15 protein-coding genes and 2 pseudogenes are annotated in these 23,667 nt (G+C 71.7%); 6 read left to right on the top strand and 11 right to left on the bottom strand.

The genetic code is table 11. The features are described 5' to 3' along the window. Positions 1-27: 27 nt before the first annotated feature. On the bottom strand, positions 28-2,028 hold the full coding sequence (locus tag ASC82_RS23760) for a serine/threonine-protein kinase (RefSeq protein ID WP_056651579.1): 2,001 nt from the start codon (positions 2,026-2,028) through the stop codon (positions 28-30). A 368-nt stretch (positions 2,029-2,396) separates the two neighbouring features. Between ASC82_RS23760 and ASC82_RS23755 the strand changes: the two genes are divergently transcribed. Further along, the gene (locus tag ASC82_RS23755) at positions 2,397-3,068 is read left to right on the top strand and encodes a DUF4097 family beta strand repeat-containing protein (protein ID WP_056651578.1); all 672 of its coding nucleotides are present in this window, start codon (positions 2,397-2,399) and stop codon (positions 3,066-3,068) included. Between the two features lie 90 nt (positions 3,069-3,158). Here the strand turns inward: ASC82_RS23755 and ASC82_RS23750 are convergent, their stop codons facing one another. From ASC82_RS23750 to ASC82_RS23740, 3 genes are read right to left on the bottom strand one after another with little or no spacing between them, the layout of a single operon-like run. Continuing rightward, positions 3,159-3,704: an SRPBCC family protein gene (locus tag ASC82_RS23750; protein ID WP_199862598.1), complete on the bottom strand. Its 546-nt coding sequence runs from the start codon at positions 3,702-3,704 to the stop codon at positions 3,159-3,161. After that, positions 3,701-4,282 carry an RNA polymerase sigma factor gene (locus ASC82_RS23745; RefSeq protein WP_079039441.1) on the bottom strand — a complete coding sequence of 194 codons (582 nt, stop codon included), beginning with the start codon at positions 4,280-4,282 and terminating at the stop codon, positions 3,701-3,703. Before ASC82_RS23745 ends, ASC82_RS23750 begins: the two co-directional genes overlap by 4 nt. Beyond that, positions 4,272-4,802, bottom strand: a complete 531-nt coding sequence (locus tag ASC82_RS23740; RefSeq protein WP_079039440.1) for a DUF3995 domain-containing protein — start codon at positions 4,800-4,802, stop codon at positions 4,272-4,274. Before ASC82_RS23740 ends, ASC82_RS23745 begins: the two co-directional genes overlap by 11 nt. Before the next feature lie 292 nt (positions 4,803-5,094). On the opposite strand from ASC82_RS23740, the pseudogene ASC82_RS31235 reads away from it, so the two are divergent. The 4 genes and pseudogenes from ASC82_RS31235 to ASC82_RS23725 form a co-directional block, all read left to right on the top strand. Further along, positions 5,095-5,591: pseudogene (locus ASC82_RS31235) on the top strand (hypothetical protein); the annotation flags it as partial. An 18-nt stretch (positions 5,592-5,609) separates the two neighbouring features. Then, positions 5,610-5,879 carry a hypothetical protein gene (locus ASC82_RS30710; RefSeq protein WP_199862605.1) on the top strand — a complete coding sequence of 90 codons (270 nt, stop codon included), beginning with the start codon at positions 5,610-5,612 and terminating at the stop codon, positions 5,877-5,879. A 50-nt stretch (positions 5,880-5,929) separates the two neighbouring features. After that, a complete protein-coding gene (locus ASC82_RS23730) occupies positions 5,930-6,742 on the top strand; it encodes an alpha/beta fold hydrolase (RefSeq protein ID WP_056651575.1) in 813 nt (270 codons plus the stop codon). A 1,315-nt stretch (positions 6,743-8,057) separates the two neighbouring features. Further along, complete coding sequence (locus tag ASC82_RS23725) at positions 8,058-8,462, top strand: hypothetical protein (protein ID WP_056651571.1); 405 nt, start codon at positions 8,058-8,060, stop codon at positions 8,460-8,462. A gap of 122 nt (positions 8,463-8,584) precedes the next feature. Here ASC82_RS23725 and ASC82_RS23720 read toward each other — a convergent pair whose 3' ends face one another. Next, a complete protein-coding gene (locus tag ASC82_RS23720) occupies positions 8,585-9,208 on the bottom strand; it encodes an HAD-IA family hydrolase (RefSeq protein WP_056651568.1) in 624 nt (207 codons plus the stop codon). Between the two features lie 61 nt (positions 9,209-9,269). Beyond that, positions 9,270-11,480: a VCBS repeat-containing protein gene (locus ASC82_RS23715; protein WP_056651565.1), complete on the bottom strand. Its 2,211-nt coding sequence runs from the start codon at positions 11,478-11,480 to the stop codon at positions 9,270-9,272. Between the two features lie 140 nt (positions 11,481-11,620). Here ASC82_RS23715 and ASC82_RS31230 point away from each other — a divergent pair. After that, positions 11,621-11,785: pseudogene (locus tag ASC82_RS31230) on the top strand (ATP-binding protein); the annotation flags it as partial. Here the strand turns inward: ASC82_RS31230 and ASC82_RS23710 are convergent. The 5 genes from ASC82_RS23710 to ASC82_RS23690 form a co-directional block, all read right to left on the bottom strand. Then, on the bottom strand, positions 11,782-14,001 hold the full coding sequence (locus tag ASC82_RS23710; RefSeq protein WP_056651562.1) for an FG-GAP-like repeat-containing protein: 2,220 nt from the start codon (positions 13,999-14,001) through the stop codon (positions 11,782-11,784). The pseudogene ASC82_RS31230 and the gene ASC82_RS23710 overlap by 4 nt on opposite strands. 130 nt (positions 14,002-14,131) lie before the next feature. After that, complete coding sequence (locus ASC82_RS23705) at positions 14,132-16,360, bottom strand: VCBS repeat-containing protein (protein ID WP_056651559.1); 2,229 nt, start codon at positions 16,358-16,360, stop codon at positions 14,132-14,134. A gap of 110 nt (positions 16,361-16,470) precedes the next feature. Next, on the bottom strand, positions 16,471-18,723 hold the full coding sequence (locus ASC82_RS23700; RefSeq protein ID WP_056651556.1) for an FG-GAP-like repeat-containing protein: 2,253 nt from the start codon (positions 18,721-18,723) through the stop codon (positions 16,471-16,473). A gap of 132 nt (positions 18,724-18,855) precedes the next feature. Next, a complete protein-coding gene (locus ASC82_RS23695) occupies positions 18,856-21,147 on the bottom strand; it encodes a VCBS repeat-containing protein (protein ID WP_056651553.1) in 2,292 nt (763 codons plus the stop codon). Positions 21,148-21,249: 102 nt separating this feature from the next. Beyond that, positions 21,250-23,589 (bottom strand): VCBS repeat-containing protein, encoded by a 2,340-nt coding sequence (locus ASC82_RS23690; RefSeq protein ID WP_157863497.1) that lies wholly within the window; start codon positions 23,587-23,589, stop codon positions 21,250-21,252. Between the last annotated feature and the right edge of the window lie 78 nt (positions 23,590-23,667).

The raw sequence follows: 23,667 nt of genomic DNA, 5'->3' as shown, positions 1-23,667 counted from the left end.
TAGTGCGGGGGACGGGGAGTCAGCGGTTCATACGGGGGAGACGTTCCGCCAGAGGTGGCTTCTGTCGCTCGGGTTGCAGTCGTACATCATCAGGAACGGCGGGCCGGGGATCATGCAGTCGCCGCTGTTCACGTTCTTGATGGTGTTGCCGGCGGACGTCTTGGTGCCGAACGTCCACGACTGGAGGCTGGAGCCGTTGCAGTCCTTGGCGGTGAAGCCGGGTGTCCCACCCGGCTGGAGGCACAACCCGCTCGCCTTGTTGACCAGCCGGAAGGTTCCGTTCCCCATGGACGAGTAGGTCCAGGAGTAGGTGATGGTCCCGCTGCTGGGCGGGGTACCGCACGGGGCGGTGTTGACCATGACACCGCCCCACCCGGGGTGGCTCTCGGACAGACACTCTCCGCTGGAGACGTTCTCGATGGAGTACGTCCCCGAGGGCCCCGAGCCGCCGGTCGACGGCGGGGGAGCGGGCCGGGTCGTCGTCTGTGAGGGCTGCGGCGCGGGCTGGTCGGGAGTCGACCCGCCACCGCCGCCGGCGGGGCTGGTCGTGGTGGACCCGCCGCCGCCCGGGCTGGTCGTCTTCGACCCGCTGCCGGAACCGGTGCCGGTTCCGGATCCGCTCCCGGACCCGCTGCCCGATCCACCCGATCCATTCCCCGAGCCGCTCCCGTCGCCGGGTATGGTCCCGCCGCCGCCCGCGTCACCCGTGCCGGGCGGCGGTGCCGCCGTCGACCCGCCCGGAGGGGCGGACGACGGCCCCGCGGAGGTGGAGGAGGAAGCGGACGCGGACGTGGACGCGCTCGGCTTCCCGGACGAAGAGGAGGGTACGGCCGCGGGGTTGCCGGGCGCCGGCTGCGAGGCGACGGCGGAGGGCGACGAGGAGGCGCCGTCGGCCGCCGTGTCGCGGCCGACCACGTACGGGCCGAGGGCGACGGTCAGGGTGGTGCCGGTCGCCACGACGACGGGCACGGCGAACATGACGAACCGGTTGCGCCGCACCCGCTTGCCGCCGGCGGCGGCCCCGGTGACCGCGAGCGGGTCGGGGGACGCGGTGGCGGGCTCCTTGCCGCCCTGAGGGGTGAGCGAGGCGGTCGCGACGTCCTGGGCCGGCTCGATCCGCTCCAGCTCCGCCAGGTGCTCGGCGGTGGGTGCCCCGGCGGCGAACGTCGCGCGCTCGCCGATGCGTTCGGCGACGACCGCGGGCCACGCCGCCCCGGCGGCCCCCTCCTCGGCCCGCTCGACGAGCTCGGCGGCGGTCGGCCGCTCTGCCGGGTCCTTGGCGAAACAGGTCCGGACGAGCGCGGCGAGCTCGGGGTCGGTCTCGGTGAGCTTCCCGAAGTCGGGCTCGCCGTGGACGACCCGGTAGAGGAGGTCGGGCCCGGAGCCGTCACCGAACGGGGGCCGCCCGTTCGCCGCGTACAGGAGAAGACTCCCGAGGGCGAACACGTCTGCGGCACCGGTCAGTTGCCGGTCGGCTACGGCCTGCTCGGGGGCCATGTAGGCGGGGGTCCCGATGACCATGCCGGTCTTGGTCAGCCGGCTCTGGTCGGCGGCGCGGGCCACGCCGAAGTCGATGAGGGAGAGGCCGTCGCCGGTCAGCATGACGTTCGACGGCTTGAGGTCGCGGTGCACCATGTCGGCGCCGTGCACGACCCGCAGCCCGGCCGCCGCGTCCCGCAGGAGCCGCCACAGCGACTCCCCGGGCAGCGGGCCGCCGTGCAGCCGGATGGCCTCGTTGAGGGTGATCCCCGGGATGAACTCGGTCGCGAACCAAGGCGGTTTGGCCGTCCGGTCGCTCGCGAGAAGCTTCGTGTTGGCTCCGGCGGGCAGCCGGGCGAGGTTGTCGAGCTCGTGCCCGAAGTGGCTCAGGAAGTCGGCGTCCTCGGCGAGTACGGGAAGAACCCGCTTCACCGCCGCGAACTTCCCGGGCACCGCGCCGAGATAGACCCGGCCCATCCCCCCGGACCCGAGCACGCCGAGCAGCCGGAACGCCCCTATGTGGCGGGGATCCCCCGCTTCCAGAGGCATGGCTCCGCTGCCTTCGAGACTGCCCAAGCCAGAGTGGTCTTCCAGTTCCCCCTGCATGGGCCACACATTAGCTGACAGTGATTCACATTCGTGCGGATCCCAAGTGCTGCTTTCTGTACGGGGGTTGAACGGTAGGCGGTGGCGTCGACGGCGCGTTCACTCTCAATCCATTGCAACGCGAAGAGGGGGTTGTTGCATTACTCCACATAATCGTTGCAATGAAATCCAAGTCTTGACCTGCAATGATGGGGGTTCTGCGCAACAAGCATGTTGCTCAAGCCTTGAACGCAACGTAGCGTTTCTCTTGTCAGAAACGGCGCGGACAAGAGTCCGAGAGCCCCGCAAGCACGGAAACACAGGAGATCGTCATGCAGAACTTCGCCACCACCGCCCCGATCGCCGTCGTCCTCGCCGTCCCCGCCGGCCACATCCGCTTCATCGCCGCCGACCGCGCCGACACCACCGTCGAGGTCCTCCCGGCGAACGCCACGAAGAGCAACGACGTGAAGGCCGCCGAGCAGACCACGGTCGAGTACGCCGACGGTGTCCTGCGGATCGAGGCCGCCGAGGCCAAGAACCGGATCCTGGGCAACTCCGGCTCGGTCGACGTGACCGTCCACCTTCCCGCCGGCTCCCACGTCGAGGCCACGACGGCCGCCGCCGAACTCCACAGCGTCGGACGCCTCGGTGACGTCGCCATCGAGACCGCGCAGGGCACGGTCGAGCTCGACGAGACCGCGAGCGCCCGCCTCACCCTCCAGGCCGGTGACATCGCGATCGGCCGCCTGGGCGGCGCGGCGGAGCTCAGCACGCAGAAGGGCAACATCCGGATCGCCGAGGCCCTGGGCGGCGAGGTCACCCTCCGCACCGAGTCCGGCGACCTGGAGGTCGGCGCGGGCCGGGGCGTCTCCGCCACCCTCGACGCGGGCACCACCTACGGGCGCATCACCAACACCCTCCAGAACAGCGAGGGTTCCGGCGCCGCCCTGAACATCCGCGCGACGACGGCCCACGGCGACATCACCGCCCGCAGCCTCTGAGCCCCACCGCCACCCCCACCCCAACCATTGCTCCCTGACCTCTGGTTCGCACGTGAATGAATCCGCCGCGACCGGGGGACGGATGCACGGTCACCTGACCGGGCCCGTCCGCCGGTCGCTCACGCGTTCCGCGAGAAGGTCCATCGCCTGCGCCAGCTCGGACGCCGTGCCGAACGGGACGACCGCCGGGGCCCGCCCCGGGAAGCGGACCCGGACACCCCCGGTCAGCGCCACCCGGGTGCCGCCGCCCGGCCCCGGCACCGGGGCCGCCGCCATGCCGATGATCAGGAACCGGCTCTGCAGCCAGCACCAGCCCGGCCGGACGAACCCGCGCAGGTGAGCGCGGAAGCCGTACTTGCTACGGGCCAGCGCCTCGACCCGATCGCCGGCGACCCGCAGCACCCGCACCCTGCGCATGTCCGGCTGGAACCGGCCGAACTCGCCCTCCAGATCCGCCATCACCGCCCACACCTCCTCGAACGGGACGGGCAGCACCCCCTCGGCGATCCGGGCGCCGCGGACCCCGGCCGCCATGATGCGCAGCCGCTCCACCGGGTCGATCTCGTGCGTCGTCATCTCGTACGCCGTCATGTCGTGCGTCGTCATCTCGTGCGTCGCCGCCTCGTACGTCGTCATGAGGACCATGCCTTTCGGAAGCTCATCCGGGCCCGGTGCAGCCGGGACTTGGCGGTGCCGGCCGGGACGCCGAGCAGGGCGGCCGCGGCCTCCTCGTCCAGGCCCTCCACGTCCCGCATCACCAAGACGGCCCGGTGCTCGGGGGACAGCCGGGCCAGTACGTCGTCGATGTCCGTGGCGAGCTGCGGATCACCTCGCTCGGGTACGTCGGCCAGCTCGGCGGGGTGAGCCCGCGCCGCCCGCCGGGCGATCCGTACCGCCTCCCGCACGGCGATGGCCCGCACCCACCCGTACAGCGCCTGGGGGTCCTTCAGGGACCGCAGGGACCGGAACACGGCGAGCAGGGTCTCCTGGGTGGCGTCCGGGCCGTCGGCGAGGGCGATGGGCGTGCAGATCCGGGCGATGTACGGGGTGAGGTGGTCCAGGAGCCGGTGCAGCGCGAGGGAGTCGCCGGCCCGCGCGGCCCGCGCAAGGGCGACTCCCCGATCCCTGGAGTCTTGGTGGTCCCAGGAGTCTCTTTGGCCCCTGGCTTCTCTGTGGTCCCTGGCATCTCTGTGGTCCCTGAGGTCAGCGGTCACGGGGGAACTCTTCCAGCAGCGGGTCCACCCGGTCGGGGTGGACCCGGGCGGGGGCGGGGGCGAGCGGCAGCCCGAGGACGTTCCGGGTCCGGGAGGCGACCAGGCGGGTCGCGGCCAGCCAGCCGAAGCCGAGGCAGAGCGGGGTGTAGAGGAGCAGGTTGAGCCAGTAGAACACCGGACCGGCCCCGTCCCCGGCGCCGAGCGCCCACGCGAGGCCGACCAGCCCGCGGACGAGGAGCCCGGCGGCGACGCCGAAGGACACCAGCCTGGTGACCCACCCGCCCCTGCCGTACGCGCCGGCGAGGACGGCCGTCGCGGCGCCGAACAGCACCAGCGCCAGCGGCACCACCACGCGCGGCGCGAAGGACACGACCGCGCCGATGACGGCGAGCGACAGCGCCCGCTGGTCGGGCGCGGGCCAGGTCAGCCCGGTGGCCCAGTAGACGTGCGCGAGCCCGTCCGCGGCGAGCAGACCGGCGACCGCCTGGCCCGCCCGCCGCCGTGCGTTGATGTCGACCACGAGAACCCCCGGAGTGTTGGTGAACTACCGACACCCTGAGGAGGAGGCACCCCAGGAGGACGTTCCCTGTGGGCCGCGTCACACTGCGGCCCTGTCGGCGCGTTCACTCCCACTCCATTGCAACAAGCAACGGATGGGTGTTGCGTTATGTCGCATGACGGTTGCAATGAAATCCAGGCTTTGACCTGTAGTTATGGGGATCTGACGCAACATGCTTGTTGCTCGATCTTTGAATGCAACGTAGCGTTTCTCTTGTCAGAAACGGCGCGGACAAGAGTCCGAAGCCCGCGCCATGCAGAACTTCGCCACCGCCGCCCCGATCGCCGTCCTCCTGGACGTCCCCGCCGGCCACATCCGCTTCATCGCCGCCGACCGCGCCGACACCACGGTCGAAGTCCTCCCGGCGAACGCCTCGAAGGGCAGCGACGTGAAGGCCGCCGAGCGGATCGCCGTCGCCTACGCCGACGGTGTGCTGCGGATCGAGGCCGCCGAGGCCAAGAGCCGGATCCTGGGCAGCTCCGGAGCGGTCGAGGTAACCGTCCAGCTCCCCGCCGGCTCCCGTGTCGAGGCCAAGGCGGCCGCCGCCGAACTCCGGGGCGTCGGGCGCCTCGGGGACGTGACCTTCGAGGGCGCGCAGGGCACGGTCAAGCTCGACGAGGCCGCGAGCGCCCGACTCACCCTCCAGGCCGGTGACATCGCGGTCGGCCGCCTGGGCGGCGCGGCGGAGCTCCGCACGCAGAAGGGTGACATCAAGGTCGCCGAGGCCCTGCGCGGCGAGGTCGTGCTCCGNCCCTCCAGGCCGGTGACATCGCGGTCGGCCGCCTGGGCGGCGCGGCGGAGCTCCGCACGCAGAAGGGTGACATCAAGGTCGCCGAGGCCCTGCGCGGCGAGGTCGTGCTCCGTACGGAGTCCGGCGACCTGGAGGTCGGCGCGGGCCGGGGCGTCTCGGCCACGCTCGACGCCGGTACGACCTACGGCCGGATCGTCAACTCCCTCCAGAACGGCGAGGGTTCCGCCGCCGGCCTCGCCATCCGCGCGACGACCGCCCACGGCGACATCACCGCCCGCAGCCTCTGATCGGCCCCCACCCCTCGCCTCGCCCGAACACCACCGAAAGAAGGCCCGCCATGACCGCCGACACCATCACTCGGCAGCCCGCCGCCTGGACCGGCATGATCCAGGTCGACGACACCGCCCTCGCCGTCACCGACACCGGCGGCTCCGGCCGCCCGGTGGTCTACCTCAACGGCTCCTACGCCGACCGGTCGCACTGGCGGCGCGTGATCACCGAACTCGGCGGCGACTACCGCCACATCACCTACGACGAGCGCGCCCGGGGCAAGTCGGAGCTCTCCGCCGACTACTCCTTCGAAGCGTGCCTGCGCGACCTCGACGCCGTCCTCACCGCCCGGGGCGTCGAGCGCCCGATCCTGGTCGGCTGGTCGTACGGAGCCATGCTCGCCGTGCACTGGGCGGCCCGGAACCCCGACCGCGTCCTGGGAGTCGTGTCCGTGGACGGCGCCCTGCCCCACTCGTGGCTCGACGACGCCGCCAAGGCGCAGGTCCGCAAGCTGTTCCGTCGCATGAGCCCCCTCTTCCCCGTCGCCCGCCGGATCGGCATGGCGGCGCGGATGAGCGCCGAGCAGCACGCCGAGATCAACATCGAGGTCAACGAGCTCTGCGCACCCGCCGCGCTCGACCCGGTCTTCGACCGCATCACCGTCCCCACCCGGTACGTGCTCGCCACCGGCGGCAACCTGGGCGGCGACCCCGCGCTCATGGAGAAGATCCGCAGCCACCTCACCCCGGTGACCGCCCGCAACCCCCACATCCAGCTCAGCAAGAAGGTCCCCAGCAACCACTCCAAGATCCTCCGCAAGGACTTCCGCGCCGTCGCCGACGCGGCCCGCGAGATCGCCGCCACCGGCACGCAGCGGTGAGGGGGTCGCGGAGGGCGGACCAGGAACAGCGGATGAGCCGCAGGAGGGCGCGGGTCGCCAGGGTCCTGGGGGCGGACGTCTCCGATGAGCTTCTGGTGCGGCCGCCCTCTTTCCGAGTGTGGCGGCCTCCACCGCCGCGTCAAGGGCGCCTTCGGCGTCGGCAAGCCGATGGCCTGCGGCCACCCTTGACCCGGCGGCGGAGGCCGCCTTTTCACACTCGGAGGGCGGCCGGGGGCGTGGCCACGCGGGGCTTCGGGTAGTCCACTGCGCCGTTGGCGGGTGGCGGGTGTGGGGGTGGGGGCTGGGTTTGCGGCCCGGGCCGGTGGGCCTCATCGGTGGCGCGGGGGTGCGCGGTCGTTGAATGGGGCAACAGGGCGAGGCTTAGCGTCGAACGGCCGTCACTTGGCCGGGATTCAGGCCCCGCTGGTCATTCCCGGTGGGTGGAGGGGTGCCGGGCGTGCTTAACGTGCAGTTACTCCGGGTAGCAGGGGCCGGGAATGCCGCAAGGGCAGTCCTTTCGCCTTCCCCCGATGATCGAACTGCACGAATGACTCGCCTCACGCCGCACTTGGAGGAACAGGCCTCGGCCCGTGCTGCCGCTGGTCACGTATCGGCAGGATGCGGCGAGGCCGGCCGCCCCCATGCCTGCTCGACTGGAGCTTGATGGCGCGGAGTTCGGCCGCCCCCGCGCCTGCCCAACTGGGACTTGATGGCGCTAAGTCCGGTCCGCCAGTGGGCGCCTTCCTCCCACCGGGAGTGACCAGCGGGGCCTGAATCCCGACCCAACGGCGGCCGTGACTCGCCAAGCCGAGCCCGGCTGCCCCATTCAACAACTGCGCACCCCCGCGCTACCGGTGAGGTCCACCGGCCCGGGCCGCAAACCCAGCCCCCACCCCCACACCTGTCACTCGCCTACGGCGCGGTGGACTGCCCGAAGCCCCGCGTGACCCCGGCCCCCGGACCGCCCTCCGAGAGTTTTTGCGCAGCTTCCGGCGCCGGGTCAAGGGTGGCCGTAGGCCATCGGCTTGCCGACGCCGTAGGCGCCCTTGACGCGGTGGTGGAAGCTGCGACTCTCGGAAAGAGGGCGGTCCCACCAGAAGCTCACGAGAACCGCCCGCCCCCTGTCGGTCGCTTTTCGCCGACGGCGCGCTCCTGCGAGCGGCCCCTCGCCCCCTGCGACTTGAACGTGTTCAAACTCCGTGCCAAGGTACGCCCTGAGTCCTTGATCCCATCGGTCGCGCACGCGGCCCGCGGAACCCGCTAGGGGTGGAGTGTGTTGCGTTCCTGTCGTCCTGCGACGTTCATCCTGCTCGCCATGGCTCTCTCCCTGACGGCCTGCGGCAGGCTCACCGTCATGCCGCCGCCCGAGGGCGAACCGGTCCTTCTGAAGACGTCTGACCTTGTGACCACGTGGACCGATGCCGATGACGGCACCCTCACGCTGAAGAAGGACGGGACGTTCGTCGCCGACAAGGTCTGTGTCGCCGTCGGCTGGTACGACAGTCTGGCCTGGTCCGGAACAGGCACCTGGAGTCGAGGCTCCAACAAGGAGCAAAGCTTCGTCGGGGTGACCTTCGACGTCGATCACCCCGAAACGCGTGGACGGACGCCCGACCCCTACTCCGCCTTGAAGAAAGGCGAGACCCTGAAGCTCTGGGCCGCCATCGGAGACCCGGACAACGACTATCCGAACTGTGTCCTGACCAGCCAGGCGAAATGACCAGCCAGGCGAAATGACCGTCCAGGTGAAATGACCGTCCAGGCGAATTGACCAGCCAAGCGAATGACCGTGTGCACGATCGCAAGGTGCCGAAGGCAACGCCGGTCGCCCCGCCCGGAGTCCTAGCCCAGCGACGCCAGGATGTGCGGCGCCGCGTCGGCCAGGGTCGGGAAGTGGCGGTGGGCGCCGTCCACGGCGGCCGGCCCGTTGACCGACCAGACCGTCATGCCGGCGGCGAGCCCCGAGCGGACCCCGGAGGGCGCGTCCTCGATCACCAGGCACCGCGCCGGGTCCGCGCCCAGCTTCTCGGCCGCGAGGAGGTACGGGACGGGGGACGGCTTCCCCTCGGCGACCGAGGCCGCGTCCACGATCAGCCCCGGCAGCGGCAGCCCGGTCCGCTCGAAGCGGCCCCGCACCCGGTGCTCGTAGTTCGACGTGACCAGTGCCCACCGGTCGGCCGGAAGCCCGCCGAGCAGCTCGGCGGCACCGTCGAAGGCCGTGTACGTACCCGTACGGACGTCCTCGTCCTCCAACTCGTGCAGGAGGGCGAGGCATTCGTCCGGGTCGTGCCCCGGGGCGACGGCCGCGAAGGTCTCGACGGGCCGGGTCCGGAGCGCGACCGCGTACACCTCGTCGCCGTCGAGTCCGTACCGCGCGGCCCACTGGTGCCACATGCGGCGCTGGTTGGCGACGGCGTCCATGAGGGTGCCGTCGACGTCGAAGAGGACGAAGTTCCGGTAGGTCACGCCCCGGATGCTACGACGAGCGTTCCGGGGCGAGACCGCCCGGTACCGCGCTGGGCGAGCGTCACGACACCGACGTGAACTTGGTCCCCTCGCCCGCGTACAGCGAGGTCGTCGTCTTCGTGAACGGCGCCGACCACGACCCCGTCCCGAGGTACACGTGCGTGCCCGCCGACCCGTACGCGACGAGGTCGGGCCGGCCGTCGTTGTTCGCGTCGCCGACGCCCACCAGCTGGCTGTACGCGCCCCAGCCCGTACCGATCCTGGTCCGGGCGGCGAACGTACCGTCGCCCTTCCCCAGGTACAGCCAGAGCACGCCCGCCGCGTCCCGCGCGACGAGGTCCCCGGCGACACCCCCGGCGATGTTCCCGACGGCCGTCAGCTGGTTGTAGACGCCCCAGCCGGGCCCGATCTTCACGCGGCCCGCGTACGGCGCGGTGGCGCTGCCCGTGCCCTTGTAGAACCACAGGATGCCGGCGGCGTCGGTGGCGACGAGGTCGGCCCTGCCGTCGCCGTTCAGGTCGGATCCGCCGGCGAGCTTGTTGTAGATGCCCCAGCCGGGACCGACCTTGATCCGCGTCCCGAAGGAGCCGTCCCCCTTGCCGAGGTAGTTCCACAGCACACCGGCCGTGTCCCGCCCGAGGACGTCACCGACACCGCTGCCGGCGATGTTCCCGGCGGACTCGATGAGGTTGTACGTGTTCCACCCGGTGCCGATCCGCGCACGCGGCTTCGCCGGTGTCACCTGACCGGCCACCGGCCAGTCGAGCAGGTCGTCCCGCCACAGCACGCCCGCCGCGTCGCGCGCGAGCAGGTCGGGCGAGCCGTTGTCGCTGTAGTCGTGCGGGTTGGCCTTCCGGGTGACCTTGAAGGCGCCGGACGCGTATCCCGGGTACCCGATGCCGTTGGTCGGCGTGAGGACGACGTTCCACGTGTAGTCGCCGTTCGGGGCGCTGAAGCCGTCCGTGGTCAGCCCGTCCCACGTGAGCCGCGCGGGCGCGGTGGGCCGCGTCAGCCGCTTCGTGTACGTCTTGCCCGTCACGTTGTGCCGCAGGGTGACGTCCAGGTTCACGTTGTACCGCGAGAGCTGCCACTCCATGGCGACCTGACCGCCGTTGCGGTCGAGCTCGGCGACGGCCGGGACGGTGCTCTTGAGGACGGTCGGCGAGGTCGAGGCGCCCGGCGTCCGCGCGGCGAGCGCGATCTGCGGCCACTCTGCCTCGGTGACCCGGAACAGTCCCTCGCCGTCGGCCGACTTCCCGCCGTGGACGAGGATCGTCCCGTCGGGCGCGGTCGACGAGGACGTGAAGTGGTCGAGCAGCTGGTGCGTCTGGCCCGTGAGGACGTTCTGCGCGGTCAGCGCGTACAGCGGGTTGCCGGTCGGGGCGGTGAGCCCGCCCGGCACCCCGTACAGCACCCAGTCCCCGGAGAAGCCGACGACGACACCCTTGGAGCCCGCGCCCAGCGAGATGCGCTTGAAGGGCTCGTACTCGCTCCGCTTCTCGATCGCCACCCTGGCGGCGCCGTCCACGTACTCCGTCCACGCGATGTACGACGGGCTGATCGCGGTCGTGACCGTGGCCGGGTCGAAGGACAAGAGGGCCCGCTCGGACTTCAGGAAACCGCCGCCGAGGTCCGCGATCGCGCGGCGGTAGACCGGTCCGGTGCCGGAGTCCTGCGTGTAGACGACGACCGCGTCGGCGAGCGAGTGGGACAGGACCTTGTAGTCACGGCCGCGGCCGAAGGGCGTGACCCTCTCCTGCTGCTGCACGCCGTTCACACGGGTGAGCCGGTAGAGGTCCTCGCCCCCGTACGTCGGGTTCGGCACGCTCAGGAAGAGCGTCGAACCGGCCGCCCCGGCGACCTTGTAGTCCGTGCCGAGCCCGATCGGCTCGACGTAGGTCGAGATCCCGTTCGCGCTCATGTCCCGCAGGATGAAGCGGTACCCCTCGCGGGTGACGATCGTGTCCGAGCGGCTCTGGTAGGCGAGCGATGCCGGTACCGGCCACGTGGACCCGTCGTCGAAGTGCGTCCAGGTCAGCGCGGAACCGCCCGCGCCGTCGTCCTTCGAGGTGAGGAAACCGGTGGTCCCGGCGCTCACGAGCTGCTCGCCCGCCGGGAAGGTGGCGTCCGCGGTCGGCGCCACCGGCCCCGCGACCGCGGCCTCGGCGGCCGGCGCGGCGGCGGTGACGAGCGTCCCGCCGAGAGCGGTGACGGCGAGCACGGCGGTGACGGCCACGGCGAGCCGGCGGCCGCGTATGTGCGCGTGGTTCATGGTGTGTTGCCCCCCTGAGGAGCGGGTGCGGCGCGACACGACACCCCACCCGCTCATGATCTTTACGATTCCTCCGCAGCGTACGAGACGAAGGCCGACCACGTTGCGGGATTGACGGCGAGCTGGGGATCTTCGGAGCGCGGGGCGAGCGTCGCCCGTTACCGTCCGGGCAGCCCGACGAGGACGGCTACGGGCTGCTGCTCGTAGCCGCCCTCGCGACCGCGTGGGGCGTGAAGGACCGGTCTGTCGGCAAGACGGTCCGGGCGGCCGTCCCCACTGTTCCGCCGGTCCCGCTCGCGCCTTAGAACACCGTCGGGGCGTACGAGTTGGTCGGCAGGTACGTGGACTCCCGGACGGGCGCGAAGGGCGCCTTCCAGTTCCCGGTGCCCTTGGCGAAGTACACCGTCTCGTTGCGGTACGCCACGAGGTCCGGCCGTCCGTCGCGGTCGACGTCGCCCATCGCGGTGGGCGGGAAGGAGCCCCAGCCGCCGCCGATCCGGGTCCGGGGGGCGAACGTGCCGTCACCCTTGCCGAGGTAGAGCCACAGCACGCCGTCCTTGTCGCGGGCGACGAGGTCCCCGGCGGGGCCGCCGCCGATGTTCCCGGTGGCGGTGATCTTGTTGTAGATCCCCCAGCCGCCGCCGATCCGCACGGCCTTCGAGAACGGCGCGGTGGTGGATCCGGTGCCCTTGTAGAGCCACTGGACGCCGGCCTTGTCGGTGGCGAGGAGGTCGGGGCGGCCGTCGCCGCTCACGTCGCTGCCGCCGGTGATCCGGTCGTAGATCTGCCAGCCGCCGCCGACGCGTACCCGGGGCGCGAGGGTCCGCCCGGCGCCCTGGTGGAGCCAGAGGACGCCCGTCTTGTCGCGGGCGACGATGTCCGCGTACGCGGATCCGGCGATGTTCCCGGGCGCGACGAGCACCTGGTCGTAGGTGTTCCAGCCGGTGCCGATCCGTACGGGGGCCTTCTTCTGCCAGACCGGTCCCTGCTGGTAGGGGTCCATGTGGCTGTCGTGCACCAGCAGCTCACCGAGGTCGTTCCGCAGGAGCAGGTCCGAGCTGCCGTTGTCGTCGAAGTCGTGCGAGGTGGGCTTGCGGACGAGCTTGAAGGTGCCGGTGCGGACGAGGTCGGGGCCGACGCGGTCCCAGGGCGTCGCCGTCAGCTTCCACGTGTACTCGCCGTTGTAGGCGGTGATGCCGTCGGAGAAGAGACCGTCCCAGCGCGCGGTGTGGACTCCTTCGGTGATGGTGGGGAGGCCCGGCTTCGCCGTCTTCCCGGTCGCCTTGTGGACGAGTTCGAGGCTCGCGTTCGCGCCCCGGCTCAGGGTCCAGGTCAGGGCGCCGGCGCCGGGCAGGTCGAGGTCGAGCGTCGTGGGGACGGTGTGGCTCACCAGCTCCAGGGTGGTGGGCTGGCCGGTGCTCGCGACGAGGGTGACGACGGGCCGGGCACCGGCGGTGCCGGGGGCGATGCGGTAGAGGCCCTCGTCGTGCTCGAAGGTCCCGCCCCGCACGAGCTGGGTTCCGTCGGGGCCGGCCGTGGAGCTCAGCGTGTGTTCCAGGAGCTTGACCGGCTCGCCACCCGACAGGGGGCGGGCGTACAGCGCGTACAGGGGGTTCGCCGTGGTGGGCGCGTTGACCGAGTAACGCCGGTGCGTCAGCCAGTCGCCCACGATCTGGATGGCCACGTTGGCCGTGCTGCCCGTGTCGTGGCGAACGGTCTCGGCGGTGCCGCCCCGCCGTGCCACGGCCACCTTCACCGTCGAGTCGGCCGGCTTCTCGACCCAGGCGATGTGGGTCGCCGACAGGGCCATGCCGATGACCGGGACGTCGGACGTCTCGTGCTCCTCGACGACCGCGTGGGTCGCGACGTCCACGACGGTCACGCGGCTCCGCTTCACCCCGTCCACCGTGGCCGTGTACCGGACCAGCACGGTGCCGGGCGAGTCCACGATGACGAAGGGGTTCACGATCCCGGCGGGCAGCCCGGTCACCGTGTGGTCGACGAGGGCGCCCTGCTCCTTCCCGACGAGGTGGAGCTCCGTGCCGCCGGTCGCGGTGGCCTTCCTCATGACGAGGGTGGTGCCCGCGACCCCGGCGAGGGTGTAACCCTCGCCCAGGGGGCGGGTGTCGACCTCCAGCGGGTCGCCTCCCGTCGCCATGTCGGACAGCGTGTAGACGCCGCTCCCGTCGGTCCTCGCCACGATGTCCGTCTGCTTGGCGCCCCGGTACGAGCCCGGCGGGAGCACGGTCGCGACGCCGTCCGCGTACCGCGTCCACCGCCAGGTGAGCTGTTCGCCGCTCTGGGCGCTGAGGAAGCCGGTCGGACCGGCGCTCACGACCGTCGCGTCGACCGGGAACGGGACGGCGACGTCCTCCTGCGTCGACTGCCCGGCGGCAGCCGTCACCGCCCCCGTCGTCGCCATCGCCCCCGGCGCGGCCGCCACCGCCGCGCCCGCCGTGACGGCGAGGGCGACGGTGACGGCGGCGACGAGCCGGTACCGGGTGTTGCTCGTGCGGTTCAAGGCTCTGCTTCCTCGGTTCTCTGCGGAGGTCGGAACTGCGTCGGGTACGGGCGGGAGAGCTCCGCCGGGACGGGGCCGGACGACCGGTCGTCGTACGTGCCCGTGGGCAGGGCGGTGTCTCTTTCGGGTGTCAGAAGATCGCGTTGAACCGGTCCGTGCCGGAGTGGATGTCCGTGGCGACGCCCGCCTTGAAGGGCCTCGTCGCGCTGCCGGTCCCCGCGTAGAGCCGGGAGGCGTACGGCCCGGCCGCGTAGAGGTCCGCACGGCCGTCGTGGTCGGCGTCGCCGATGCCGACGAGGTCGGTGTACTCGCCCCAGCCGCCGCCGACCTTCACGCGGGTCGTGAACTTGCCGCGGCCGTCGCCCTGGTACAGCCAGAGGACTCCGGCGGTGTCGCGCGCGACGAGGTCGCCGGCCGCCGTGCCCGCGAGGTTGCCGACGGACGTGATCTGGTTGTACGCGCCCCAGCCGCCGCCGACCCTGACGCGCCCCGCGAAGGGGGCGGTCGCGCTGCCGGTGCCCTTGTAGAACCAGAGGACGCCGGTGGTGTCGGTGGCCAGGAGGTCCGAGCGGCCGTCGCCGTTCAGGTCGGAGCCGCCGGTGAGCTTGGTGTACGCGTTCCAGCCGGAGCCGATCCTCGCCCGGGTGGAGAAGCCGCCGTTGCCGTTGCCCTGGTAGAGCCACAGGACGCCCGAGGCGTCGCGGGCGACGACGTCGGGGGCCGCCGAACCGGCGAGGTTGCCGACGGCCTCCAGACGGTTGTAGATCTGCCAGCCGGGGCCGACCGCGTACCGTCCGGCCGAGGTGACGTCGCCCGCGTCCGATGTGGCCGTGTCGTCCCGCCACAGCTTGCCCGAGGCGTCCCGCGCCAGGATGTCCGGGCTCGAGTTGGACGTGAAGTCGTGGAGGCCGGCCTTCCGGACGACCTTGAACGCGCCGGTCTTCTTGAGGGCCGGGCCGATCCCGTTGTCCGGGGTGGCGTTCAGCTCCCACGTGTAGTCACCGGCCGGGGCGTAGGCGCCGGACTCGCCGATGGTGCCGTTCCAGCCGATGGTGAACCTGCCGTCCTCCGGCGGGTTCACGTACGAGTTGACCGTGAACGACGTCGCCTGGCCCGTCGCTTTGTGCCGCAGCGTCACCTTGCCCTCGAAGGCGCTGCGGGAAAGGGTCCAGCTGAGCTTCGCCGAGCGGCTGTTGGGGGCGCCGAGGTCGACGGGGGAGGGGATCTCCGTCTTGAGGAGGGCGAGGGCCGTGGACTCCCCGGTCCTCGCGACGAGCGTGGCGGCCGGCTTGCCGGTGGACGGGTTCACGGCGATCCGGTAGACGCCCTCGCCCTGGGCGACCGTGCCGCCGCGGACGAGCAGGGTGCCGTCGGCCGCGGAGACCGTGGAGGTGGCGTGGTCGAGGAGGGTGACCTTGGCGGCGGGGTTGCGGGAGTCGACCGCGGTCAGCGGGTTGTACCGGGAGCGGCGGTCGTCCTCGTAGCCGACCCGTAGCGCGTACGTCACCCAGGGGCCGACGAGGCCGACGTGCATGCTCGCGAAGTTCCAGCCCTCGTCGACGAGGGGCACGAGGTCCTTGGCCGGGGCCGCCTCGGCTCCCCCGCGTGCGGCGAAGCGGAGCTTGGCGCCCTCGACCCAGGCGAAGGAGGAGGCGTCGGCGGCGGTGTCGGACGCGTTCGCCGGGCGCGTCTCCACGACCTGGGCGGTGGTGATGTCGACGACGGCGAGGTGCGAGGTCCACGGGTACGGGCCGGCGTCGTACCGGACGAGAGCGGTCGTCGGCGAGACCGCCTCGGCCCAGTCGACCCGGGTGTCGGCGGGCAGGCCGGTCACCGCGCGGTCGGAGTCGGCGTGGGTGCCCTCGCTCTTGAGCCGGAGCCCGCCCTTCGTGCCGTCGAACGTGGAGAGCAGCAGCGTCCGGCCGACGACCCCGCGCAGGCGCGTCCCGGGGGTGTTCACTTCGATGACGGCGGTCGAGCCGCCCGGCACCGACATGTCCCGGAGCAGGTACTGGCCGGTCGTGGGCGTCTGAGTGACGACCGTGTCGGAGTGGCCCGCGAAATAGTCGCCCTGCTTGGGCAGGGTCGTGGTCGTACGGGCGACGGTGCTCGTCCAGCGGTGGACGGGAACGCCGTCCTGGTACTCGACCGTCAGGAATCCGGAGGGGCCGGAGCCGAGGATCCGGTGCGCCTGGGGGATGTTGATCGCGCCGTCGAGGGGCGCCGCCGGGGCCTGGACGGCCAGGGGCGCGGCGGCGGTCGCCGGGGTGACCGCCAGGGCCGTACCGGCGGTGATCGCGAGGACGGCGGTCACGGCGGTGGCGAGGTGACGGCGGCGGACGGACGGACGGTTCTGCAAGGCGTGTTCCCCCCAGGAAAAGCCGGGCGTGGCGTGTGCCACGCCCGGTCGGACTCGTGATCGTGATCAGTGGTTGTACGACTCTTCGGCCGCGTGGCGCGGGTGGCGGGTCAGAAGAGTCGCGAGTCGGTCTGGGCGAGTTGCGGCGGCGTGAGGACGGATTGCAACTCCGACTCCCGGAACGGAAGGCGCCAGTCGCCGGTGCCCGGGTAGAGGAAGAGCCGGCCCGCCGTCCCCTCGCCGCGGTGGCTGACCAGGAGGTCGTTGCGGCCGTCGCGGTTGGCGTCGCCGACGGCGACGATGTCGTGGAACCAGTTCCAGCCGGACCCGATCCAGGTCCTTCCCGTGAACGTGCCGTCGCCCTTGCCCAGGTAGAGCCAGAGCTTGCCGGAGGCGTCGCGGGCGATGAGGTCTCCGGCGGGGCCGCCGCCGATGTTCCCGGTGGCGGTGATCTTGTTGTAGACGCCCCAGCCGCCGCCGACCCGTACGGCCTTCGAGAACGGCGCGGTGGTGGATCCGGTGCCCTTGTAGAGCCACAGGACACCGGCCTTGTCGGTGGCGAGGAGGTCGGGACGGCCGTCGCCGCTCATGTCGCCGCCCGCCGTGAGCTGGTTGTAGACACCCCAGCCGCCGCCGACCCTCGTACGCGTCTTGAAGGGGACGGACGGGTTGCCGGTGCCCTCGTACGACCACAGCACGCCGCCCTTGTCCCGGGCGAGCAGGTCGGCGTGCGCGGAGCCGCCCAGGTTGCCGGGGGTGGCGATCCGGTCGTACGCGTCCCAGCCGTTGCCGACCACGACCTCCGACACCGGGTCCCTGCCGAACTCGCGCGCGAGGATCTGCCGGGTGTCGAAGACGGAGAGCCGGCCGCCGACACGCTGGAGCAGGTCCGGCGCGGAGCTGTTCGAGAAGTCGTGCGGTCCCGGCTTGCCGATGACCTTCAGCGTGCCCGTCCGCTCGGTCTTCGGGCCGATGCCGTTGCTGGGCTCCGTCGTGAACCGCCAGGTGTAGTCGCCGAGGGGGGCGGCCGTTCGGTCGTCGAGCAGACCGTTCCAGGACTGGGCCGCGGACCTTCTGGCGATCGTCAGGATGGTCGCGCGCGCGCCCGTCGCCGTGTGCGTCAGCTCGATGGTCACCTTCCCGTAGCTGATGCCGGTGGCGTTCCACTTCAGGGTCGGGTCGCCGCTCGCCGTGGTCAGGTCGACGGTCGCGGGGATGTTCACGCTGGTGACCGTGTACGCGAGGGGAACGCCGGTGGTCGCCACGAGGGTGGTGACCGGCTCGCCGTCCTGGCCGACGGTGATCCGGTAGAGGCCCTCGCCGTGTTCGAGGGTGGCGCCGTGGACGAGCAGCTCGCCGTTCCTGCCGGGCAGGATGCGGATCGCGAGGTCGAGGAGTCTGACCGTCCGGCCGTCGGTCAGGGAGGTGGCCGTCAGGGCGTCCAGGGGGTTGGTGTCGTAGGACCACATTCCTTCCGCGTCGGCGTACGTCACCCAGTCGTCGCCCAGGAACCCGACCGTCATCTGGCCGCTCTTGCCGATCGGGATCCGGCTGGACTCCGCCTCGCCGTGCCGGGCCACCCGGAGGGCCCTGGAGTCGCTGCCGTGGACGTACGGCTCGGTCCAGGCCAGGTGCGTGGCGGAACCGGTCAAGGTGGGGTTGGTGTCCGAGCCGGTGAGGACCTGGTCCCCCACGGCCTGGGCGGTGGCGAGGTCCACGCGGGCCACGCGCGCGGCGGTCTCCCCGGGGACCCTGTAGCGGATCAGCAGCGTGCCCGGTGGGGTCGCGATGTACACGGCGTACACGTCGTTCTGGGCGGCCGCGGGCAGCCCGGTGACGACACGGTCCACGAGGGTGCCGTCCGGCTTGCCGACGAGGTGGATGTCGGCACCGCCCGTCGCGCGCGGGACCCGCATGACGAGGGTCGAGCCGGAGAGCGCGGCGAGCTTGGCGGTCGAGCCCAGAGAGCTCGTGTCGATGACTGTGGGGGTGGCGCCCGTGGCCATGTCGTACAGCGTGTACGTGGTTCCCTCGGTCTTCACGATCACGTCCGAGCCGAGGCCGCCCCGGTAGCTGCCCGCGGGCAGGTCGGTGGTGGTGCCGTCCTCGTACCGCGTCCAGCGGTACTCGTACGGCGCGACGCTGTTCTCCTGGTGCTCGGACAGGAACCCCGTCGGCCCGTGACCGGCGATCCGGGAGTCCGGCAGGAGGGCGGCCACGCCCTCCTGGGCCGTGCTGCTGCTCGAAGCGGCGGTCGTCGTGGCGGCGGCCGTCCCGGCCGTGAGCGTGCCCGCGCAGGCGGCGGCGAGGGCCACGGCGACGGCGGCGGCGAGGTGGCGGCGGGGCGAACGGGCCTGGGACAAAGCGGATTTCTCCCTCGGGTGGTGTGGGTGCGGCGATCCACGCCGCACCCACATGACCTCCGAGGGCGTCGCAAGGTTGTACGACTGTCCGGATGGCCTCGGACCCGTCAGGCCCGTCACGACACCGACGTGTCAGATGACCGGGTTGTGCGCCGTCGAGCCCGGCAGGTAGACGCCGATGCTCGTGCGCGGGGCGAACGGGGTCGAGAGGCTGCCCGTGCCCTGGTGGACGTACGAGCCGCCGCCCGGGCTGTACGCGAAGAGGTCGGCGCGGCCGTCGTGGTTGATGTCGCCGGCGCCGACGAGCTGGGTGTAGCCGCCCCAGCCGCCGCCGACGCGCACGCGCGTGCCGAAGGTGCCGCTGCCCGTGCTCGGGTACAGCCAGAGGACGCCGGTCGTGTCTCGGGCGACGAGGTCGCCGTGGACGGTGCCGCCGAGGTTGCCGGTGGCGGTGATCTGGTTCATGGCGCCCCAGCCGCCGCCGACCCGCGTCCGACTGCCGTAGGGGGTCCGCCAGTTGCCCGTGCCCTTGTAGAGCCAGAGGACGCCGGAGGTGTCGGTGGCGAAGAGGTCGGACCAGCCGTCGTTGTTGACGTCGCTGCCACCGGTGATCTTGTTGTACGCGTTCCAGCCGGGGCCGATCTTGGTGCGGGGCGCGAAGGTGCCGTCGCCCTTGCCGAGGTACAGCCAGAGGTTGCCGTCCTTGTCCTTGGCGACGACATCGCTCACGGAGGCGCCGGCGATGTTGCCCGCGGCCTCGATGTGGCTGTAGACGCCCCAGCCGGAGCCGAGCAGCGTGCGCGTGGACGTGGGGACGCCGTCCAGCGGCGTCGTGCTGTTGATGTCGTCGCGCCAGACCCGGCCGGCGGAGTCCCGGGCGAGGAAGTCCGGGGTGCCGTTGTCGGAGTAGTCGTGCGCGGCGGCCTTGCGGACCACCTTGAGGGCGCCGCTCTTCCTCAGCTCCGGGCCGATGCCGCTGCGCGGCTTGACGCGGAGCTCCCAGGTGTAGTCGCCGTTGTAGGCGTCGATGGAGGAGTAGGCGAGCTTGCCCGACCAGTCGACCGTGGCCTTGTTGTCCGGGTTGGCCGTCCCGTCCGTGGTCGAGATGAAGATCTGCTCGGTCTTGCCGGTGCGGGTGTGCCGCAGGGTGAACGAGCCTTCCACGTTCGGCTGGGTCAGGGTCCAGCTGAACCTCGCGCCCTGGTTCTTGTCGAGGTCGACCACGGTCGGGGCGGCGTCCTGGGAGACGATCCCGAGTGCCGTCGGGGTGTTCGAGGTCGCGACCTTGGTGACGATCGGGGCGCCGCCCGTCTCGTTCGCGGTGACCTTGTAGACGCCCTCGCCCTCGGTGAGGCTGCCGCCGCGCACGACGAGCGAGCCGTCGGTGTCCGAGACCGCGGAGACGACGTGGTCGAGGAGTTTGACCGGCGCCCCGCCGCCGAGGGGGCGGGCGGTCAGCGGGTAGTACGCCGACGTGCCGGTGGACTGGAAGCCGCCGGTGCGGGTGTAGGTCACCCAGTCGCCCAGGAGGCCCGTGTGCATGGTCTTTCCGCCGCCGACGAGGCCCAGGTCGGTGGTGGTGGGCGCGCCGCCGCCGCGCGGGGCGGTGTGGAGGCGGGCGGCGCGCTTCCCCGGGCCGAGCGGGCCGTCGGGTACGTAGTAGTACTCGATCCAGGACCAGTGGGTCGGGGAGAGGGTGACGTCGGCGAGCTCCAGCGAGCTCTCCGGGCGCGTCTCCAGGACCTCGCCGGTCACGGTGTCCACGGCGGCCAGGTGGTAGCGGAGGGTGGAGTCCCTGCCCGTCTCGTACGCGATGACGGCCGTGCCGGGCGTCGTCAGGACGACCTTGATCAGGTTGGCGTTGCCGGGGATGCCGGGGTTTCCGGTCACGGGGGTGGAGACCGGCGAGCCGGAGCTGCTCTTGCGGAGGATGTCGACGCTCACGGCGCCCGTGTTGCGGTCCTCGGTGGTGGTCACGAGAGCCGAGCCGATGGCCCCGCGTACGTAGGTGCCGTTGTTCATCGAGACGCCGCCCACGGCGGTGCTCGGGTGGGTCATGTCGTACATCGAGAACGAGAGCGAACCCATCTGGTGGCCCCAGACGATGTCCGAACCGGCGCCGAAGAAGGAGGTGTTCGGCTTGTTCAGGACAGTGGTGGAGCCGTCGGCGTACTTCGTCCAGAGGTAGTCGGTGGTGTAGGTGTCGTAGTGCTGGACCGTGCTGAGGAAGCCGGTGGTCCCGGCGCTGGTGACCCGCGCGTCCTGCGGGATCGTGCCGATCGCCTCGGCCGTCTGCCCGACCGCCGGGCCGGGGACGGGGGCCGCCGTGGCCGGGACGGTGGTGAGGGCCGTGCCGGCCGTGAGCGCCAGGACGGCGGTGACGGCGGCGGCGAGGTGACGTCGGGGGGTACGCGAGCGAGTCAAAGGATCGTTTCCTCTGGAGTCGTCGGAACGGGAGTCGTCGACACGGGAGTCGTCGGAACGGGAGTCCCGGATTCGGAAGGGGCGGCGACGTGCCGCCGGGCGTCAGAAGGCGTGCTGGTAGCCCGCGCTGCCGTACATCAGCAGCTCGGCCGGGGCGCGGCCCGCGAAGGGCGTGCTCCAGTTGCCCGTACCGGCGTAGTAGTACGACGGGCGGCCCGGGCCTCCCCACGCGTACAGGTCGGGGCGGCCGTCCTTGTTCGCGTCCCCGAAGCCGATGAGCTCGGTGTAGCCGTTCCATCCGCTGCCGACCTTGACGCGGGTCGCGAACGTGCCGTCGCCCTTGCCGAGGTGGAGCCAGAGGACGCCGGCCGTGTCGCGGGCGACGAGGTCGCCGGCCGGGCCGCCGGCCAGGTTCCCCACGGCGGTGAGCTGGTTGTAGCCGCCCCAGCCGCCGCCGACCTTCTTCCGGACGCCGAAGGGCGCGGTGGTGCTGCCGGTGCCCTTGTAGAGGTAGAGGTCCCCGGCCTTGTCCGCGGCGACGAGGTCGGGCTTGCCGTCACCGGTGAGGTCGCTGCCGCCGGCGAGGTGGTTGTAGACGCCCCAGCCGGAGCCGATCTTCGTACGGGCGCCCAGCGGCTTCGTCTCGTCGCCGGTGCCCTGGTACAGCCACAGGACGCCGGTCTTGTCACGGGCGACGGTGTCGGCGACGTTGGTCCCCGCGACGTTCCCGACGGACTCGATCCGGTCGTACGCGTTCCAGCCGGGACCGACCGCCGTGCGCTGGTACGTCGGCGCGAGCTTCCGCGTGTACGAGTTGTACGTGCTGTCGAAGCGCCACAGGGAGCCGCTCCCGTCCCGGGCGAACAGGTCCGGCGAACCGTTGTCGCTGTAGTCGTGCGGCTTGACCGAGCGGACCACCTTGAAGGTGCCCGACTGCTCCACGGCGGCGCCGATGCCGTTCTGCGGGACGGCGCGGAACGACCAGGTGTAGTCGCCGTTGAAGGCCGACTTGTCGTCCAGCGAGAGGTCGTCGACGAGGCCCTGCCAGGTCAGGCCGAAGGTGATGTCGTCGAAGGTGTGCCGGGAGGGGAAGTCGCGGCGCAGCTTCAGGTCGCGGACGAAGCTCTGCCCGGTCTTCTTGTGGGTGAGCTTCAGGTGGACGTCGGCGTTGAGCCGGGACATCCGCCACTTCAGCTCGGCCTCGCTGTCCCGGTCGAGGTCGACGACGGCCGGCACCTGCGAGCCGAGGTAGGTCAGTTCGGTCGGCTGCCCCGTCGTCGCGACCTTCTGGACGGCGAGCTCCCCGCCCGCGGAGGAGGACACCTTGTAGAGGCCCTCGCCCTGCGCGACCGTACCGCCCCGCACCAGCAGGGTGCCGTCGCCCGCGGCCTCCATCGAGCGGGCGTACGCGGCGATCTCGACGGGCTCGGAGTTCGGACCGGCCGTCAGGTCGACGGCCTGCAGCTTCGTGTTGGGGAACGTGCCGTTGTCGGTCAGCTTGCTCGTGGCGCCGTACACCAGCCAGTGGCCCGCCAGGCCGATGAAGTACTCGTCGGTGATGCCGAAGGTGTGATGCTGCGAGACGCGGGTCTTCCGGTCGACCGTGGTGTAGATGATGCCGTCGCTCTCGGAGAACGAGGTCCAGGCGACGTGCGTGGCCGAGAGGGCCAGCTGGTGGTGGGCGGAGCCGGACGCGCCGGCGGGGTACGTCTCGACGACCGCGCCGGTGGTCAGGTCGATGACGGCACGGGCGTCATCGCGCAGGTCGGGGGAGCCGGTCTCGTAACCGACGAGGATCTTGCCGTCGAGGAAGGGAGCGCCGGCGAAGAAGCCGTTCGCGTCGGCGGGAAGGCCGGTCACCTCGCGCTCGCGGGCGATGCCGTTCTCGTTGGTGACGATGAGCAGCTTCTCGGTGTTGTCCGAGCCGACCCGCTTGGCGAGGACCGAGTCCGGCCCGATGGCCTCGACGTACCTGGCCCAGAGCGAGCCGAGGTCGAAGTGGACGGAGGGGGTGCCGGGGACGGCCATGTTCCGGAGGGTGACGGAGCGCATCAGGTCCGGGGTGTTCGAGTCCCCGATGACCAGGATGTCCGTGCCCGTACGGTCGACACCGCCGCCGGCGGCGTACATGACCTCGGTCTTGATGCCGTCCGCGTACCGGGTCCAGTGGAGCTCGCCGCCCTGGTTCCGGGTCAGGAAGCCGGTGGCCCCGGCACCCGCGATCTCCGCGTCGACCGGGAACGGCACGTTCACGTCCTCGGCGGCGGCAGCGGGGGCGGCCGGTGCCTGGGCGGCCGTGCCGGCCGCCGGTGCGGCGGCGAGGGCGGCCGGAACGGCTGCGATGGCCGGGCCGGCGGCCAGGGCCGTACCGGCGGTGATCGACAGGACGGCGGCCACGGCGGCGACGAGGTGACGGCGACGGCCGGACAAACGGTTCTGCAAGGTCAAATCCCCCCAAGACAAACGAACATGGCGAGTGCCACGCTTGGTTGGACTCATGATCGGCTTCAGTGGTTGTAC

The sequence above is a fragment of the Streptomyces sp. Root431 genome (genome assembly GCF_001426585.1).
GTDB classification, from domain to species: domain Bacteria; phylum Actinomycetota; class Actinomycetes; order Streptomycetales; family Streptomycetaceae; genus Streptomyces; species Streptomyces stackebrandtii.
The sequence above is the reverse complement of the archived record's forward strand: the minus strand, read 5'-3'. Positions and strand labels throughout refer to the sequence as shown.